This window comes from Methyloversatilis sp. (assembly GCF_965284615.1).
Classification (GTDB): domain Bacteria; phylum Pseudomonadota; class Gammaproteobacteria; order Burkholderiales; family Rhodocyclaceae; genus Methyloversatilis.
The window spans coordinates 2,778,385-2,792,702 of sequence record NZ_OZ260098.1; the positions used below are offsets into that span (position 1 = coordinate 2,778,385).

Genomic DNA, 14,318 nt, shown 5'->3' on the forward strand with positions numbered 1-14,318 from the left:
CCCCGCTCGCACGCGCACCGCTACCGTCAGCGGCAGCGAGAGCGCACAGAGCCCGATGGCGAGAGGGCCTAGCAGTACCGACGCAACGACAGCGGCAAGCGAGGCGAAAAAAAGGGCCACGTCGCGAAGACGTGACCCTTTCAGATGCATCTGCCGGAAGCCCTGAAGCCGCTCGCGGTTCAAGGCCGGTCTCTCCTCACATGCGACGGAAGACCAGCGTCGCGTTCGTACCGCCGAAACCGAAGGAATTCGACAGCGCGGAACGGATGTTGATCTCGCGCGGCACCAGCGGCACGTAATCGAGATCGCAGGCCGGATCCTGGTCGCGCAGATTGGCGGTCGGCGGCGCGATCTGCTTGTGGATCGCCATCACCGTCACCACCGCCTCGATACCCGCGGCCGCGCCCAGTGCGTGACCGGTCATGGACTTGGTCGAGCTGACGCACAGCGTTTTGGCGTGCTCACCAAAACAGCGCTTGATCGCCACCGTTTCGGCAATGTCGCCCAGCGGCGTGGATGTGCCGTGAGCGTTGATGTAGTTGACCTCGTCCAGCGCCACACCACCGTTGCGCAGCGCATTCGCCATGCTGCGCGATGCACCTTCACCGTCCTCGCAGGGCGCAGTGATGTGATGCGCGTCGGCACTCATGCCGTAGCCGGCGAGCTCGCAGTAGATGCGTGCGCCGCGGGCCTTCGCGTGCTCGTACTCCTCGAGCACCAGCACGCCAGCACCTTCACCCAGCACGAAGCCGTCACGACCGCTGTCCCACGGACGGCTGGCGGTCTCCGGATCATCGTTACGGCCCGACAGCGCCTTGGCAGCCGCGAAGCCGGCCACGCCCAGCGGGCACATCGTCGATTCGGCACCTCCGGCAATCATCACGTCGGCGTCGCCATACTCGATCAGACGCATCGCTTCGCCAATCGAGTGGTTGGCCGTCGCGCAGGCACTGACGGTCGCAAAGTTCGGGCCCTTGAAACCGTAGTTGATCGCCACGATGCCGGAGATCATGTTGATGATCGAGCCCGGCACGAAGAACGGCGACACCTTGCGCACGCCGCCGGCCAGCATTGCGTTGTGCGTTTCCTCGATCATCGGCAGACCGCCGATGCCCGAGCCGACGCAGACGCCGATGCGCTCGGCGTTGGCCGGATTCGCCTCGAGTCCGGCATCGCGGATGGCATCCATCGAGGCAGCAATGCCGAAATGGATGAAGGTGTCGAAACGCCGTGCCTCTTTCGGAGACAGGTAGTTGGCGACGTCGAAATCGCGCACTTCGCCCGCGATCTGGACAGGCAGTTCGGACGGATCGAAACGCGTGATGCGACGGATCCCCGACTTCGCCGCCAGGATGTTCTCCCAGGCTTGTCCGACCGTGTTCCCGACCGGGGAAATGATGCCCAGGCCGGTGACAACTATTCTTTTACGTGCCAAAACGTACTCCGCTCGATGAAACGATCAGGCCTTGCTGGCCAGATGACGGTTCACGTAATCGATGGCCTGTTGCACCGAGGTGATCTTCTCGGCTTCTTCGTCGGGGATTTCGCATTCGAACTCTTCTTCGAGCGCCATGACCAGTTCAACCGTATCGAGCGAGTCAGCGCCCAGATCGTTGACGAAAGACGATTCGTTCTTGATCTCGGCTTCGTTGACGCCCAGTTGTTCGGCAACGATCTTCTTGACGCGTTGTTCGATGTTTTCCATTGCGGTACTCCTTCCCTGTGTATGCCCTGACTAGAGCGTGAGAGCGCGAAAAAAAAGTGGCGCGAGTGTAACAGAAAGCCTGGTCCACTTCGCCTTTGGAGGTGTATGGCTCTTGCGCGCCGCACACCGCCGAATATCAATGCATGAACATCCCGCCGTTCACATGCAAGGTACTGCCGGTCACGTAGGCGGCGAGCGGCGACGCGAGAAACACGACGGCAGCGGCCACTTCGTCAGCCGAACCGAGGCGTCCCAGCGGAATCTGGCCCAGCAACGCGTCACGGGCGGCGTCGCCCAGCGCCTCGGTCATGTCGGTGGCGATGAAGCCCGGCGCCACGCAATTCACGGTGATGTTGCGCGAACCGAGTTCGCGCGCCAGCGCCATGCTCATGCCGGCGACGCCTGCCTTGGCGGCGGCGTAGTTGGCCTGCCCCGGATTACCCGTTTCGCCGACCACCGACGTGATGTTGATGATGCGGCCGCTGCGCGCCTTCATCATGCCCTTCATCACGGCGCGCGACATCGTGAATACCGCCTTCAGGTTGGTGTCGATGACCGCCTGCCACTCGTCGTCCTTCATCCGCATCGCGAGGTTGTCGCGCGTGATGCCGGCGTTGTTCACCAGCACGGAAACGGTGCCGAAGTCCTTCTCGATCGCGCTGATCGCGGCGGGAATCGCCGCAGTATCGATCACGTCGAGCACGATGCCCCGCCCCCGGACGCCTGCGGTCTCGAACGACTGCTGTATGCCTGCAGCGCCGGCTTCACTGGTCGCGGTGCCGATCACCGTGGCGCCCGCCTGGCCGAGCGCCAGCGCAATCGCTCGGCCGATGCCTCGGCTGGCGCCGGTCACCAGCGCAATCTGTCCGTCGAGAACCCCCATCAATTCACTCCGATCTGTTGAGCAAGCTGTTCCAGCGCAGCACCGTCGGACAGCGCCACACCATTCAGGTTGCGGTCGATGCGCTTGGTCAGGCCGGCCAGCACCTTGCCCGGGCCGCACTCGGCGACCGTGACGACGCCCAGTTCTGCCATGCGCTGAATCACCTCGACCCACCGCACCGGCGCCGCCGCCTGACGGACCAGTGCATCGCGGATCGCGTCCGGCTCTTCCGGCGAAGCGACATCGACGTTATTGACCAACATGATCTGCGGCCGGCGGAATTCGACGTCGGGCAGCGCCTGGGCCAGCTTTTCGGCCGCCGGCTGCATCAGGCTGCAATGAAAGGGCGCACTGACCGGCAGCGCGACCGTGCGCTTGGCACCGCGTTCCGACAGCAGTGCCATCGCGCGCTGGACGGCAGCGGCATGGCCGGCAATCACTGTCTGCTCAGGCGAGTTGAAATTCACCGCAGCGACCACTTCACCTTGTGCGGCGTCGTCGCAGCAGGCCTGCACTGCGGCTGCGTCCAGACCCAGCACGGCGGCCATCGCGCCGGTACCGGCGGGCACGGCGTCCTGCATTGCCTGCGCGCGCAGACGAACCAGCGGCACGGCATCCTTCAGTCTGAGCACGCCGGCAGCGACCAGCGCTGCGTACTCGCCCAAGCTGTGCCCGGCGACGACATCAGGGGTACGACCGGTACGCTTGACCCAGCTGCGGAACACCGCGACGCCGGCAGTCAGCATCAGCGGCTGCGTGTTGGTGGTCAGCGACAGGCGCTCGGCAGGACCGTCGGCCGCCATCGCCCACAGATCTTCACCGAGCGCGAGCGAAGCCTCGTCAAAAGCCGCGCGGATTTCGGCGTCGTCGCCATAGGCGGCCATCATGCCGACCGATTGCGAACCCTGGCCCGGAAAAACGAAAGCGAATTTCTGCATGGAAGACATCGGAAAATCGGTGGATCGGAAGCGAGTGGATCAGAAGCGCAGCAATACGCCGCCCCAGGTGAAACCGCCGCCTACACCCTCGAGCATCACGTTCTGGCCCCGCTTGATGCGGCCGTCACGGACGGCGATATCAAGCGCGAGCGGCACCGACGCAGCCGACGTATTGCCATGCTCGGCCACCGTGGTAACGACCTTGTCCATCGACATGTCGAGTCGCTTGGCGGTCAACTGCAGGATGCGGATATTGGCCTGGTGAGGCACCAGCCAGTCGAGCGCAGTCATCGGCAGTTCGGCTGCCTGCATCAGTTCGACCGCGGTATCGCCCAGCACGCGCACGGCGAACTTGAAAACCGCCTGGCCGTCCATCTGCAGCAAGGGCTTGCCGGCAACAGCGCCATTGCAGACCTGGCCCGGCACCGACAGGATGTCGTGATAGTGGCCGTCGGCATGCAGCGCCGATGACAGGATGCCCGGCTCGCTCGATGCCTCGAGCACCACTGCGCCGGCACCGTCACCGAACAGCACGCAGGTGCCGCGGTCGTTCCAGTCGAGGATGCGCGAGAACACCTCGGCACCGACGACCAGCGCACACTTGTGCGAACCCGAACGGATAAACTTCTCGGCGATGGTCAGCGCATAGACGAAACCCGAGCACACCGCCTGCACGTCGAACGCGGTCGCCACGCGGTTACCCAGCTTGTGCTGCAGCAGGCAAGCGGTACTCGGGAAAACCTGATCGGGCGTTGACGTGGCGACGATGATCAGATCGACCTCGCCCGCCTCGCGACCGGCCATTTCGAGCGCCCGACGGCTCGCATTCAGCGCGAGGTCGCTGGAATGTTCGTGCTCGGCGGCAAAGTGACGGAAGCGGATGCCGGTACGATCGGCGATCCACTCGTCCGACGTTTCGATGCCCCGTGCGACCAGATCATGGTTCGACACCGGCGCGCCGGGCAGATAGCCGCCCGTGCCGGTGATGCGGCAAAAACTCATGCAGCTACCTCGGTACGTGTCATGCATTCGGTGATGCGGGCGATCAGATCATTGCGCACTGCATCGGCTGCGCGGGCGATGGCCTGCTCGAATCCGTAGGCATCGCTGGAGCCGTGGCTCTTCACGACGACACCGCGCAGGCCGAGCAGACTGGCGCCATTGTAACGACGATGATCGACACGGCGGCGGAAGGCGGCAATGACCGGCCGGGCAACCAGGTACATCAGCTTGCGCAGCGGTCCGCGGCTGAATTCCTCGCGCAGGAAGGTGCCTATCATCTGCGCCAGACCTTCCGACGTCTTCAGCGCGACATTGCCGACGAATCCATCGCAGACCACGACGTCGGTCGTGCCCTTGTAGATGTCGTTACCCTCAACATTGCCGTAGAAGTTGAGATCACTGGCGCGCAGCAGATCGGCTGCACCCTTCACCGCTTCATTGCCCTTGATCGCTTCCTCGCCGATGTTGAGCAACCCGACGCTCGGGCGCTCGCGCGACTCGAGCGCCGACACCAGCATCGCGCCCATAAGGCCGAACTGGAACAGGTGCTCGGAGGTGCAATCGACATTGGCGCCGAGGTCCAGCACGTAAGTGTGGCCCTTTACGGTCGGCAGGATGGAGGCAATCGCCGGCCGGTCGATGCCGGGCAGCGTCTTCAGGACGAACTTGGAGATCGCCATCAGCGCGCCGGTGTTGCCGGCGGACACCGCGGCCTGCGCGCGACCTTCCTTCACCAGGTCGATCGCCACACGCATTGATGAATCCTTCTTGCCGCGCATGGCTTGCGCCGGCGGCTCGTCCATGCCCACCACTTCGGACGCATGGACGACAGAAATCCGCGGCTCGTCGCTCACACCGAGGCGCTTCAATTCAGCATCGAGCACATCCTTGAGCCCGACGAGCAGCAGACTGCAGGCAGGATCCCTTCGCAGATAGGCAAGGGATGCCGGCAGGGTGACAGACGGACCATGATCCCCGCCCATGCAATCGATGGCCAGGGTGTAGCTCATGCCGCGCATCCGATCAATTCAAAGTCGTCCGGGGAGGCCGCACAGGTGCGGCGTGCCGGAAAAAACGACAAAGCGATGATCACTCGCCCTTGGTCTTGAGCACCTTCTTGCCGCGGTAGAAACCGCTCGGCGAGATGTGATGACGCAGGTGGACCTCACCCGTGGTTGACTCGACGGCGGTGGCCGGCGCGGTCAGAAAATCATGCGCACGGTGCATGCCGCGCTTCGACGGCGACTTCTTGTTTTGCTGAACAGCCATGAACAACTCCCCCGGATAACCGGATAAAAAACCACACAACCGCGCCCGCCGGATCGGATGATCCAGCCAGCCTCATTCAATTCCGTTTCAGCTGCCCGAGCACCGCGAACGGTGACGGCTTAGCCGAAGTCGTTTCCTGCTCGTTCACGCCTGCTGCCGCCGGCGCCTCGCACTGGTCGTGCAGTGGTACCGCGGGCAACGCAAGCAGCACTTCGTCCTCAACCAGTGCTGCCAGATCGAGCGGCCCGTCGAGTTCCAGCGCCTCGAAACTGTCGTCGTCGAGATCTTCGTCGCCCCAGGCCTCGCCGGCAAATACCAGGCGGAAGCGGGACTCGCTATGCACATCGATCTGCACGTCGCCGAGACAGCGCTGGCATTGCATCACCACATCGGCCGCCACCGCGAGGGTCAACCAGCAGGCGCCTTCGGCATCTACCGAACCGGTGAGCGACCACTCGATTCCATCGGCACTGCGGCACTCCGCCGCCAGTCGCCCGAACGATGCCAGCGCGACACGACCGGTCAGACGCTGCTGCGCACGCGCCAGCTGCTGTGCGTCGAGCCGGACACGTACTTCGTCGCCGCTCGATTCATTGCCGGCCGACACATTACCCGTTGACTTTCCGGCTCCGGCTGCTTCGGTCATGAACGTCTGCTTGCCCGATGATGCAACGGGCGGAGAAACAAACCCAAAATGATACTATCCCCTTGAAGCTGCTGTCAAAGCACGTTCAGACTTTCGGCCTGCGAAGACGCGGGCCGGCACTCCGTTTCCCTCGTCCGCATATGTCCCCAGATCTTCCTCCACTGGTCCTCGGCTCGTCCTCACGCTATCGCCAGGAGCTGCTGTCCCGGCTGCGCGTTCCCTTCACCACTGCGTCACCGGACATCGACGAGTCGATGCTCGGCGACGAAACGCCACGCGAACAGGCCATACGCCTCGCGCGCAGCAAGGCCGAAGCGATCGCGGCGCGCTTTCCCGGCGCCTGTGTCATCGGCTCCGATCAGGTGGCCTCCTGCGGCGGACGTCGCTACGGCAAGCCGGGCAGCCGCGACGCCGCCATCGCCCAGCTGGCGGAACTGAGCGGCCGGACCGTCGTGTTCGACACTGCGCTGTGCGTGATCGATGGCCGCAACGGCACACGGCATGAAGCCCTGGTGCCGACCGAAGTCGCGCTCCGCCCGCTGTCTCGACCGGAAATCGAGCGCTACGTCGATCTCGATGACCCGCTGGACTGCGCTGGCGCCGCCAAATCCGAATCGCTGGGCATTGCTTTGCTGGAGCGGCTGAGCGGCGACGACCCGACAGCGCTGGTCGGCCTGCCGCTGATCCGTCTCAGCGCCTTGCTGCGTGACATCGGTTACCCGCTGCCATGAGCACGATGACCTCGGCGGGCACGCTCTACATGCTGCCCAGCCCGCTCGACGTCGGCGCCGATTGCGCGCTCGACACGCCAGCCGCAGTGCGCGACTGCGCACACCGCCTCGACTACTTCCTAGTGGAGAGCGCCAAGTCGGCCCGCGCCACGCTGAAGCGTCTCGAGCACCCGACGCCGCTGCGCGAGCTCGAAATCGTCGAGTTGCCGCCGGAAAAGGACGGCCGTCTGCTGCGCGACCTGCTGGCGCCCGTACTCGCCGGCCGCAGCGCCGGCGTGATTTCCGACGCAGGCTGCCCCGGCGTTGCCGACCCGGGTGCGCTGGCGGCACGTACCGCCCACACGATGGGCATCCCGGTCATGCCGCTGGTTGGCCCATCGTCCATCCTGCTCGGTCTGATGGCGTCCGGCCTGAACGGGCAATCGTTCGCCTTCCACGGCTATCTGCCGGTCGAGGACGGCGCGCGGGCGAAGACACTGGCGGAGCTGGAGAAGCAGTCGGCGCGACTCAGACAGACCCAACTGTTCATCGAGACGCCCTATCGCAACCTGAAAATGTTCGACGCCATTCGCTCGCATTGCCGCGGCAGCACCTTGCTGTGCGTGGCGGCGGCGCTGACGGCGCCCGATCAGTTCGTGCGGACGAAGCCAGTGTCGAAGTGGACGGTGGAGGAGATCGGACGCATCGACCGCCGCCCGACACTTTTCCTCCTGCTGGCCGATTAAGGCGTCGCCAAACGCTTCAGCGCATCCCTACGCGGTTCAGCACGCCGGTCACGCTCTCACCCAGATCGGCGCCCAGTTGCTTGGCAAAACGCTCGGCGATGTTCTGACGCTGCGTGAAATCGACGATGTCGGCAGCCTTGACGACGTCGCGCGCAACGTACTCGACGCTGCCCAAGTCGTCGGCCAGACCCAGTTCGATACTGCGCGAGCCGCTCCACATCAGGCCGGAGAACATGTCCGGCGATTCCTTCAGCCGCTCGCCGCGGCCCTTGCGCACCACCTCGATGAACTGCTGATGCACGTCGCCGAGAAGCTGACGCGCATGATCCTTGTGCCGTTCATCCTGCGGCGAAAACGGATCGAGAAAACCCTTGTTCTCGCCAGCCGTCAGCAGCCGGCGCTCGATCCCCACCTTGTCCATCAGTCCAGTGAAACCGAAGCCATCCATCAGCACGCCGATCGAACCGACGATGCTCGCCTTGTCCACGTAGATGCGGTCAGCAGCGACGGCGACGTAATAGCCGCCGGATGCACAGATGTCCTCGACCACGGCGTACAGCGGCGTATCCGGATAAAGCGCACGCAGCCGGCCGATCTCGTCGTTGATGATGCCGCTCTGCACCGGACTGCCGCCCGGGCTGTTGATCTTCAGGATGACGCCCTGAGTGTTCTTGTCGTCGAAGGCCGACTGCAGCGAGGACACGATGCGCTCGGCGCTCGCTTCGCCGTTCGGCGCGATGACACCGCTGAGCTCGACCAGCGCCGTGTGCTTGCGGTGTTCGGCCTGACTGAAAAGGGAACTCCAGTCGATCAGCGCAAAGGTGAGCACGCCAAGGTAGGCGAAGCCGATCATCCGGAAAAAGATGCTCCAGCGCCGACGACGGCGCTGTTCGGTGACCGATTCGAGCGCGAGACGCTCGATCAGCTTGCGCTCCCAAGTGGCGTCAGGACGTTTATCTGAAGAATTGTCGGGTTCGGACATGATGGTTTACTTACTCGCTGCGTGCTTCGGACAGCCACACCTGTCCATCGGATTCTTCGAGCTTCACCGGTTCCAGTCTTGCGCCGCGGCAGGGACCGCCGACACACAGCCCGGTGTCCGGTGCATAAAGGGCGCCGTGAGTGGAGCAGATCAAGTATAACTTTGAAGTATCGAAGAACTCGCCGTGATTCCAGTCGAGTTCTATCGGCACATGGCGACAGCTATTTATATAGCCGTGCACCCGCCCGCGGAAACGTACGGCGAAGGCCTGCCGCGGTTTGTCGCCAGCGCCCGCGATCTCGAACCGCACCCCTGCTCCGCCTTCCTCCAGCGCGTCCGACGCGCAGACGCTCACGCGTGACATCGCAGCCATTCCGTCAGCTCGGCCACGCTGGCAGCGTGCGCTCGCGGCGCCACGTCGAGCAGTTCGTGCAGAGGATGCGCACCGTAACTCACGGCAACCGCCTCGCAACCGGCGTGACGCGCCATCAGCAGATCGTGCGTCGTATCGCCGATGACCAGTGTGCGCTCAGGCGCGTGCGACAGTTCGTCCATCAGTTCCAGCACCATGTCGGGCGCCGGTTTCGACACCGATTCGTCGGCACAGCGGGTGGACGCGAACATCGGCCCCAGGCCGGTGTGACCGAGCGCGCGATTCAGGCCGACGCGGCTCTTGCCGGTGGCCACCGCGAGCGTGTGACCGCGCCCGCGCAATTCGTCGAGCAGTTCAGGCACGCCGTCGAACAGTGTCAATTCGTGGTCGCGCGCCAGGTAGTGATAGCGATAGCGGCCGGCCAGTTCCTGGTGGCGTGAGGCGGGCAGTGCGGGGACGGCACGCGCCAGCGCGTCGATCAGCCCGAGGCCGATCACCGAGCGCGCGGTCGCGTCGTCCGGCGGCGCGACACCCAGGTCGTCGCAGGCGTGCTGGATGGCATGGACGATGGCCGCCGCCGAATCGAGCAGCGTGCCGTCCCAGTCGAAAACGATGAGGTCAAACTGTGCGGGCATGGTCTTGTTCAGTGTTGCGGGGAGCGCGATCGAAGTCGCGCGGATGGTGCGCATCGAGCCGGCGCACGAAACCCGCCAGATCCTCCGGCAGCGGCGCCTCGATCTGCAGGCGTTCGCCGGTGAGGGGGTGGTTGAGTGCCAGACTGTGCGCGTGCAGGAACATGCGCGGCAGCCCTTCCTTGCGCAAAGCCTTGTTCAGCGGGAAATCGCCATACTTCTCGTCGCCAGCGATCGGAAAACCGCTGGACGCCAGGTGCACGCGGATCTGGTGCGTGCGGCCGGTCTTGATGCGCACACCGAGCAGGCTGTAGCCGGGCCAGCGCGCCTCCAGTTCAACGATCGAGTGGGCCGCCTTGCCGTCGGGGTCAACCGCTACGCGGCGCTCGCCCGACTCCGTCAGATACTTGGTCAGCGCCAGCTTGATGTGCTGCAGCGGATTGAGCCAGCGGCCCTTCACCAGCGCGTAGTAGCGCTTGTCCATGCCGCCGTCGCGGAAGGCGTCGTGCAGTGCGGTCAGCGCCGAACGCTTCTTCGCCACCAGCAGGATGCCCGAGGTTTCACGGTCCAGCCGGTGCGCCAGCTCGAGCAGCTTCGCCTGCGGCCGCGCCCGGCGCAGGCTTTCGATCACGCCGAAACTGACGCCGGAGCCCCCGTGCACGGCGATACCGGCCGGCTTGTTGATGGCCAGGAAGGCGTCGTCCTCGTACAGGATGTCGAATTCGAGCGCCGGAATGGCCGCTGGAGTACCTGGATCGGCCATGCGGACAGGCGGAATGCGCACCTCGTCGCGCTCGGCCAGCCGGTAGGTCTGGTCAACCCGCTTGCTGTTAACACGCACTTCGCCGGAGCGCAGGATGCGATAGACGTGACTCTTCGGCACGCCCTTGCACACCCGCAGCAGGAAGTTGTCAATGCGCTGCCCAGCCTCCTCCGCATCCACGACATGCCGCACAACTTTCGGAGCTTTACCCAACTCCTTCATTTCAAATATACTGCGACGGGTTTTCGGTCTGATTTCGAAGCAGACGCAGTGCGGAGCACATCCAGCTCGAAGTGGCGGACGCCGGGTGACAGATTGACGGTGAAGTGCTTCCTCATGCAGTCCTTCTTGGCAGACGAAAACCGGATCACGGGTTAATCCCGCTCACCCAAAGTAGCGAGTGTACTGAGTAGCGCGAGTACCGTACAGGCAGAATCCCCCAGGCAGTCGCGAAAGCGCGGCTGCATTGAGAGTTGGCAGACCCCTCCACGTCCCCCAGTCCGTTCCCATCGAAAAAACCCGATTGCAGCCGACACGATAGACGTTATTTACTGACGAGCGGTTTGTCCTGCCCGTGTGCGGTGCGCGCGGGAGAAGTTGATGAAACGAATGCTCTTCAACGCGACGCAGGCCGAAGAGCTGCGCGTCGCGATTGTCGATGGCCAGAAGCTTGTTGACCTCGACATTGAGTCATCCAGCAAGGAACAGCGCAAAAGCAACATCTACAAGGCAGTCATCACCCGCATCGAGCCCAGCCTCGAAGCATGCTTTGTCGATTACGGCGCAGACCGCCACGGCTTCCTGCCGTTCAAGGAAGTTTCCAAGTCCTATTTCAAGCCCGATCTCGAACCCGGCCGCGCCCGCATCCAGGACGCACTGTCGGTGGGTCAGGAACTGATCGTCCAGATCGACAAGGACGAACGCGGCAACAAGGGCGCCGCACTCACCACCTTCATTTCGCTGGCCGGCCGCTATCTGGTGCTGATGCCGAACAACCCGCGCGGCGGTGGTGTTTCGCGCCGCGTCGAAGGCGACGACCGCGCCGAACTGCGCGAAACCATGGATCAGCTCGAAGTGCCTGGCGGCATGAGCCTGATCGCCCGCACCGCCGGCATCGGTCGCAACGCCGAAGAACTGCAGTGGGACCTGAACTACCTGCTGCAACTGTGGACCGCCATCGAAGGCGCCGCCCAGTCGCAGTCCGGTGCCTTCCTGATCTACCAGGAAGGCAGTCTGGTCATCCGCGCGATCCGCGACTACTTCCAGCCTGACATCGGCGAAATCCTGATCGACACCGACGAGGTGTACGACCAGGCCTACACCTTCATGGAACACGTGATGCCCGGCAACGTGGCGCGCGTGAAGCGTTACCGCGACGACGTGCCGCTGTTCTCGCGCTTCCAGATCGAACACCAGATCGAGTCCGCCTATTCGCGTCAGGTGAACCTGCCTTCGGGCGGCGCCATCGTGATCGACCACACCGAAGCACTGGTGGCGGTGGACGTGAACTCCGGCCGCTCGACCAAGGGCAGCGACATCGAGGAAACCGCGCTGCGCACCAACTGCGAAGCGGCCGACGAAATCGCCCGCCAGTTGCGTCTGCGCGACCTCGGCGGCCTGATCGTCATCGACTTCATCGACATGGAAAACCCGCGCGCCCAGCGCGAGGTGGAAACCCGCCTGCGCGACGCGCTGCATCACGACCGTGCGCGCGTGCAGATGGGCAAGATCAGCCGCTTCGGTCTGCTCGAACTGTCGCGCCAGCGCCTGCGTCCGGCGCTGGCCGAAACCAGCTACATCCCCTGCCCGCGCTGCAGCGGCACCGGCCACATCCGCTCGACCGAATCGGCTGCGCTGCACATCCTGCGCATCCTCGAAGAAGAAGCGATGAAGGAAAACACGGGTGCCGTGCACACCCAGGTGCCGGTCAACGTCGCCACCTTCCTGCTGAACGAGAAGCGGGCCGACATCAACGCGATCGAACTGCGCCACAAGGTCAACATCGTCCTGATCCCGAACAAGTATCTGGAAACGCCGGCGCACGAGATCACCCGTCTGCGCCACGACCAGCTGAACCTCGAAGGCGTGGCCCAGCCGTCCTATCAGATGGCGGTGAATCCGTCGGCGGAGAGCTATCAGCCGCCGTCCGCCATCCCGGCCGACGAGCGCCCGAAGCGTCAGGAAGCCGCAATCAAGCACATCACGCCGGACCAGCCGGCGCCTGTCGTGGCCGAGGTCGCACCGCCCGCACCGGTCGCTGCTGCTGCGGCGGCTGCACCCGCGGCCAAGGGCGGCTTCTTCGGCTGGATCGCCGGGCTGTTCGGCGGTGGCGCTGCCGCGCCTGCCCCGGCGCCCGCTCCGGCCCCGGAAGCGAAGCCCGCGCAAACGCGCGAACGCGGTCCGCGTGGCGAGGGCGAACGCGGTCGCAACCGCAACCGTCGCGACAACCGCGAAGGACGTGAAGGTCGCGAGGGCCGCGAAGGTCGCGAACAACGCGAGCCGCGAGAGCCACGCGAAGCGCAGAGCAAGGGCGAAGGCCGCGACGGTCAGCGCAAGCAGCGTGAACCCCGTGAGCCGCGCGAACCGCGTAACGAGCAGGAAGCTGCCACGCCGCGCGAACCGCGTCCGCCGCGCGAGCCGCGCCCGCCGCGTGAGCCGCGTGAGCCGCGCGAGCGTGCCGCCAATGACGCACGCGAACAGCAGCAGGCACAGACCGATCTGCCGCTGGTCGCTGCCACCGGCACTCAGCCCGAGAATGTCGCGCCGGCCGAGGGTGGCGAAGGCGCCGCACCGCGCAGCCGCCGTCGCCGTGGCGGCCGCCGCGAACGTGGCGAGCGCCGTCCGGACGGCGTGGAAGGCGCAGTTGCCGATGTCGCCGCAGTCGAGGGCGATCTGACGGTGACCGACTCCGCCGCCAATGAGGTGCCGGCTGCCGCCGCCGAAGCCCAGGCCGCGTTGCCGCTGGATGTCCCCGCAGCAGCACCGATCGCCGCCGAGCAGGCCCCGTTGGCCGACGCCGCACCGGTGACCGAAACCGCTGCTGTGGCCGAAGCGCCGGTAGAGCCTGTTGTGCCGGCACCGGTGGTGTCTGCACCGGTAGCCCCGGAGCCGGCTGTGACCGAACCCGTCGCAGTGGAAACACCGGTGACCGAGCCCGTCGTGGCTGCAGTCGCTGCACTGCCGGTCGTCGAAGTGGCTGCCGAACCGGTGGCCGCACCGGCACCCGTCGTCGATCAACCGGCGCAGATCGCGGCCTCGTTGAACGATGCTGGTGAATCGACCCTGGTGCGCGCAATGGAAAGCTTCGGCTCGACGCCCCAGCCGTCCGCGCCGGCGCCTGCAATCGCACCGGCGGCCGATCTGCAGAGCACGCTGGCCGATAGCGGCCTGGTCATGGTGGAAACCTCGGCCGAGCGCGCTGCCGGCATCGAACCCGTCATCGTCGAACAGCCGCAACTGGGCCGTCGCCGTCGCCCGGCGCCGGTGATCGCCAACGAACCGATGCAGCAGGTGGAAACACGCAACGAGTAAGGCGCTGACACCGCAAGAAGGGGCCCGGCACCGTCCGGGCCCTTTTTGCATGCATGGCGGGATCCACGCCCGGCGCCGGGTGATTTTCCCGTGCCGGCGCCGCCCGTTTTCACCGACACTGCGCACGCTTTTTTCAAT

The 14,318-nt window shown here is 65.0% G+C and carries 15 protein-coding genes; 3 read left to right on the top strand and 12 right to left on the bottom strand.

The window, feature by feature from the left end:
• Window positions 1–196: 196 nt before the first annotated feature.
• From fabF to ACQ66H_RS13270, 8 genes are all read right to left on the bottom strand, one after another.
• A complete protein-coding gene (fabF, locus tag ACQ66H_RS13235; protein WP_430434414.1) occupies window positions 197–1,435 on the bottom strand; it encodes a beta-ketoacyl-ACP synthase II in 1,239 nt (412 codons plus the stop codon).
• A gap of 24 nt (window positions 1,436–1,459) precedes the next feature.
• Window positions 1,460–1,705: an acyl carrier protein gene (gene acpP, locus ACQ66H_RS13240; protein WP_430434415.1), complete on the bottom strand. Its 246-nt coding sequence runs from the start codon at window positions 1,703–1,705 to the stop codon at window positions 1,460–1,462.
• A gap of 136 nt (window positions 1,706–1,841) precedes the next feature.
• Window positions 1,842–2,588 (bottom strand): 3-oxoacyl-ACP reductase FabG, encoded by a 747-nt coding sequence (fabG, locus tag ACQ66H_RS13245; RefSeq protein WP_430434416.1) that lies wholly within the window; start codon window positions 2,586–2,588, stop codon window positions 1,842–1,844.
• Window positions 2,588–3,526 (bottom strand): ACP S-malonyltransferase, encoded by a 939-nt coding sequence (fabD, locus tag ACQ66H_RS13250; RefSeq protein ID WP_304005085.1) that lies wholly within the window; start codon window positions 3,524–3,526, stop codon window positions 2,588–2,590. The genes fabG and fabD overlap by 1 nt, the downstream gene beginning before the upstream one ends.
• A gap of 39 nt (window positions 3,527–3,565) precedes the next feature.
• Window positions 3,566–4,528, bottom strand: a complete 963-nt coding sequence (locus ACQ66H_RS13255; protein WP_430434417.1) for a beta-ketoacyl-ACP synthase III — start codon at window positions 4,526–4,528, stop codon at window positions 3,566–3,568.
• Window positions 4,525–5,538, bottom strand: coding sequence for a phosphate acyltransferase PlsX (gene plsX, locus ACQ66H_RS13260; RefSeq protein ID WP_304005204.1), 1,014 nt, complete (start codon window positions 5,536–5,538; stop codon window positions 4,525–4,527). The genes ACQ66H_RS13255 and plsX overlap by 4 nt, the downstream gene beginning before the upstream one ends.
• A gap of 79 nt (window positions 5,539–5,617) precedes the next feature.
• Window positions 5,618–5,797: a 50S ribosomal protein L32 gene (gene rpmF / locus ACQ66H_RS13265; RefSeq protein WP_019917801.1), complete on the bottom strand. Its 180-nt coding sequence runs from the start codon at window positions 5,795–5,797 to the stop codon at window positions 5,618–5,620.
• Between the two features lie 76 nt (window positions 5,798–5,873).
• On the bottom strand, window positions 5,874–6,443 hold the full coding sequence (locus ACQ66H_RS13270) for a YceD family protein (RefSeq protein ID WP_430434418.1): 570 nt from the start codon (window positions 6,441–6,443) through the stop codon (window positions 5,874–5,876).
• A gap of 140 nt (window positions 6,444–6,583) precedes the next feature.
• Here ACQ66H_RS13270 and ACQ66H_RS13275 point away from each other — a divergent pair, with 140 nt between their 5' ends.
• Window positions 6,584–7,174, top strand: a complete 591-nt coding sequence (locus tag ACQ66H_RS13275; RefSeq protein ID WP_430434419.1) for a Maf family protein — start codon at window positions 6,584–6,586, stop codon at window positions 7,172–7,174.
• Window positions 7,171–7,899 carry an SAM-dependent methyltransferase gene (locus tag ACQ66H_RS13280; RefSeq protein WP_430434420.1) on the top strand — a complete coding sequence of 243 codons (729 nt, stop codon included), beginning with the start codon at window positions 7,171–7,173 and terminating at the stop codon, window positions 7,897–7,899. The genes ACQ66H_RS13275 and ACQ66H_RS13280 overlap by 4 nt, the downstream gene beginning before the upstream one ends.
• A gap of 16 nt (window positions 7,900–7,915) precedes the next feature.
• Here ACQ66H_RS13280 and ACQ66H_RS13285 read toward each other — a convergent pair whose 3' ends face one another.
• From ACQ66H_RS13285 to ACQ66H_RS13300, 4 genes are read right to left on the bottom strand one after another with little or no spacing between them, the layout of a single operon-like run.
• Window positions 7,916–8,881, bottom strand: coding sequence for a S49 family peptidase (locus ACQ66H_RS13285; protein WP_304005071.1), 966 nt, complete (start codon window positions 8,879–8,881; stop codon window positions 7,916–7,918).
• Window positions 8,882–8,891: 10 nt separating this feature from the next.
• Window positions 8,892–9,245 carry a Rieske (2Fe-2S) protein gene (locus tag ACQ66H_RS13290; RefSeq protein WP_430434421.1) on the bottom strand — a complete coding sequence of 118 codons (354 nt, stop codon included), beginning with the start codon at window positions 9,243–9,245 and terminating at the stop codon, window positions 8,892–8,894.
• Window positions 9,233–9,889 carry an HAD family hydrolase gene (locus tag ACQ66H_RS13295; RefSeq protein WP_430434422.1) on the bottom strand — a complete coding sequence of 219 codons (657 nt, stop codon included), beginning with the start codon at window positions 9,887–9,889 and terminating at the stop codon, window positions 9,233–9,235. The genes ACQ66H_RS13290 and ACQ66H_RS13295 overlap by 13 nt, the downstream gene beginning before the upstream one ends.
• Entirely contained in the window at window positions 9,873–10,871 is a 999-nt protein-coding gene (locus ACQ66H_RS13300; RefSeq protein ID WP_430434423.1) for an RluA family pseudouridine synthase, read from the bottom strand. The genes ACQ66H_RS13295 and ACQ66H_RS13300 overlap by 17 nt, the downstream gene beginning before the upstream one ends.
• Window positions 10,872–11,249: 378 nt before the next feature.
• Between ACQ66H_RS13300 and ACQ66H_RS13305 the strand changes: the two genes are divergently transcribed.
• On the top strand, window positions 11,250–14,180 hold the full coding sequence (locus ACQ66H_RS13305; protein WP_430434424.1) for an Rne/Rng family ribonuclease: 2,931 nt from the start codon (window positions 11,250–11,252) through the stop codon (window positions 14,178–14,180).
• Window positions 14,181–14,318: the final 138 nt, after the last annotated feature.

What these genes read in the sequence shown, in the direction of transcription:
- acpP (WP_430434415.1), bottom strand. Translation starts at nt 1,705, where the DNA reads ATGGAAAACATCGAACAACGCGTCAAGAAGATCGTTGCCGAACAACTG.
- fabG (WP_430434416.1), bottom strand. Translation starts at nt 2,588, where the DNA reads ATGGGGGTTCTCGACGGACAGATTGCGCTGGTGACCGGCGCCAGCCGA.
- fabD (WP_304005085.1), bottom strand. Translation starts at nt 3,526, where the DNA reads ATGCAGAAATTCGCTTTCGTTTTTCCGGGCCAGGGTTCGCAATCGGTC.
- ACQ66H_RS13255 (WP_430434417.1), bottom strand. Translation starts at nt 4,528, where the DNA reads ATGAGTTTTTGCCGCATCACCGGCACGGGCGGCTATCTGCCCGGCGCG.
- plsX (WP_304005204.1), bottom strand. Translation starts at nt 5,538, where the DNA reads ATGAGCTACACCCTGGCCATCGATTGCATGGGCGGGGATCATGGTCCG.
- rpmF (WP_019917801.1), bottom strand. Translation starts at nt 5,797, where the DNA reads ATGGCTGTTCAGCAAAACAAGAAGTCGCCGTCGAAGCGCGGCATGCAC.
- ACQ66H_RS13270 (WP_430434418.1), bottom strand. Translation starts at nt 6,443, where the DNA reads ATGACCGAAGCAGCCGGAGCCGGAAAGTCAACGGGTAATGTGTCGGCC.
- ACQ66H_RS13275 (WP_430434419.1), top strand. Translation starts at nt 6,584, where the DNA reads ATGTCCCCAGATCTTCCTCCACTGGTCCTCGGCTCGTCCTCACGCTAT.
- ACQ66H_RS13280 (WP_430434420.1), top strand. Translation starts at nt 7,171, where the DNA reads ATGAGCACGATGACCTCGGCGGGCACGCTCTACATGCTGCCCAGCCCG.
- ACQ66H_RS13285 (WP_304005071.1), bottom strand. Translation starts at nt 8,881, where the DNA reads ATGTCCGAACCCGACAATTCTTCAGATAAACGTCCTGACGCCACTTGG.
- ACQ66H_RS13290 (WP_430434421.1), bottom strand. Translation starts at nt 9,245, where the DNA reads ATGTCACGCGTGAGCGTCTGCGCGTCGGACGCGCTGGAGGAAGGCGGA.
- ACQ66H_RS13295 (WP_430434422.1), bottom strand. Translation starts at nt 9,889, where the DNA reads ATGCCCGCACAGTTTGACCTCATCGTTTTCGACTGGGACGGCACGCTG.
- ACQ66H_RS13300 (WP_430434423.1), bottom strand. Translation starts at nt 10,871, where the DNA reads ATGAAGGAGTTGGGTAAAGCTCCGAAAGTTGTGCGGCATGTCGTGGAT.
- ACQ66H_RS13305 (WP_430434424.1), top strand. Translation starts at nt 11,250, where the DNA reads ATGAAACGAATGCTCTTCAACGCGACGCAGGCCGAAGAGCTGCGCGTC.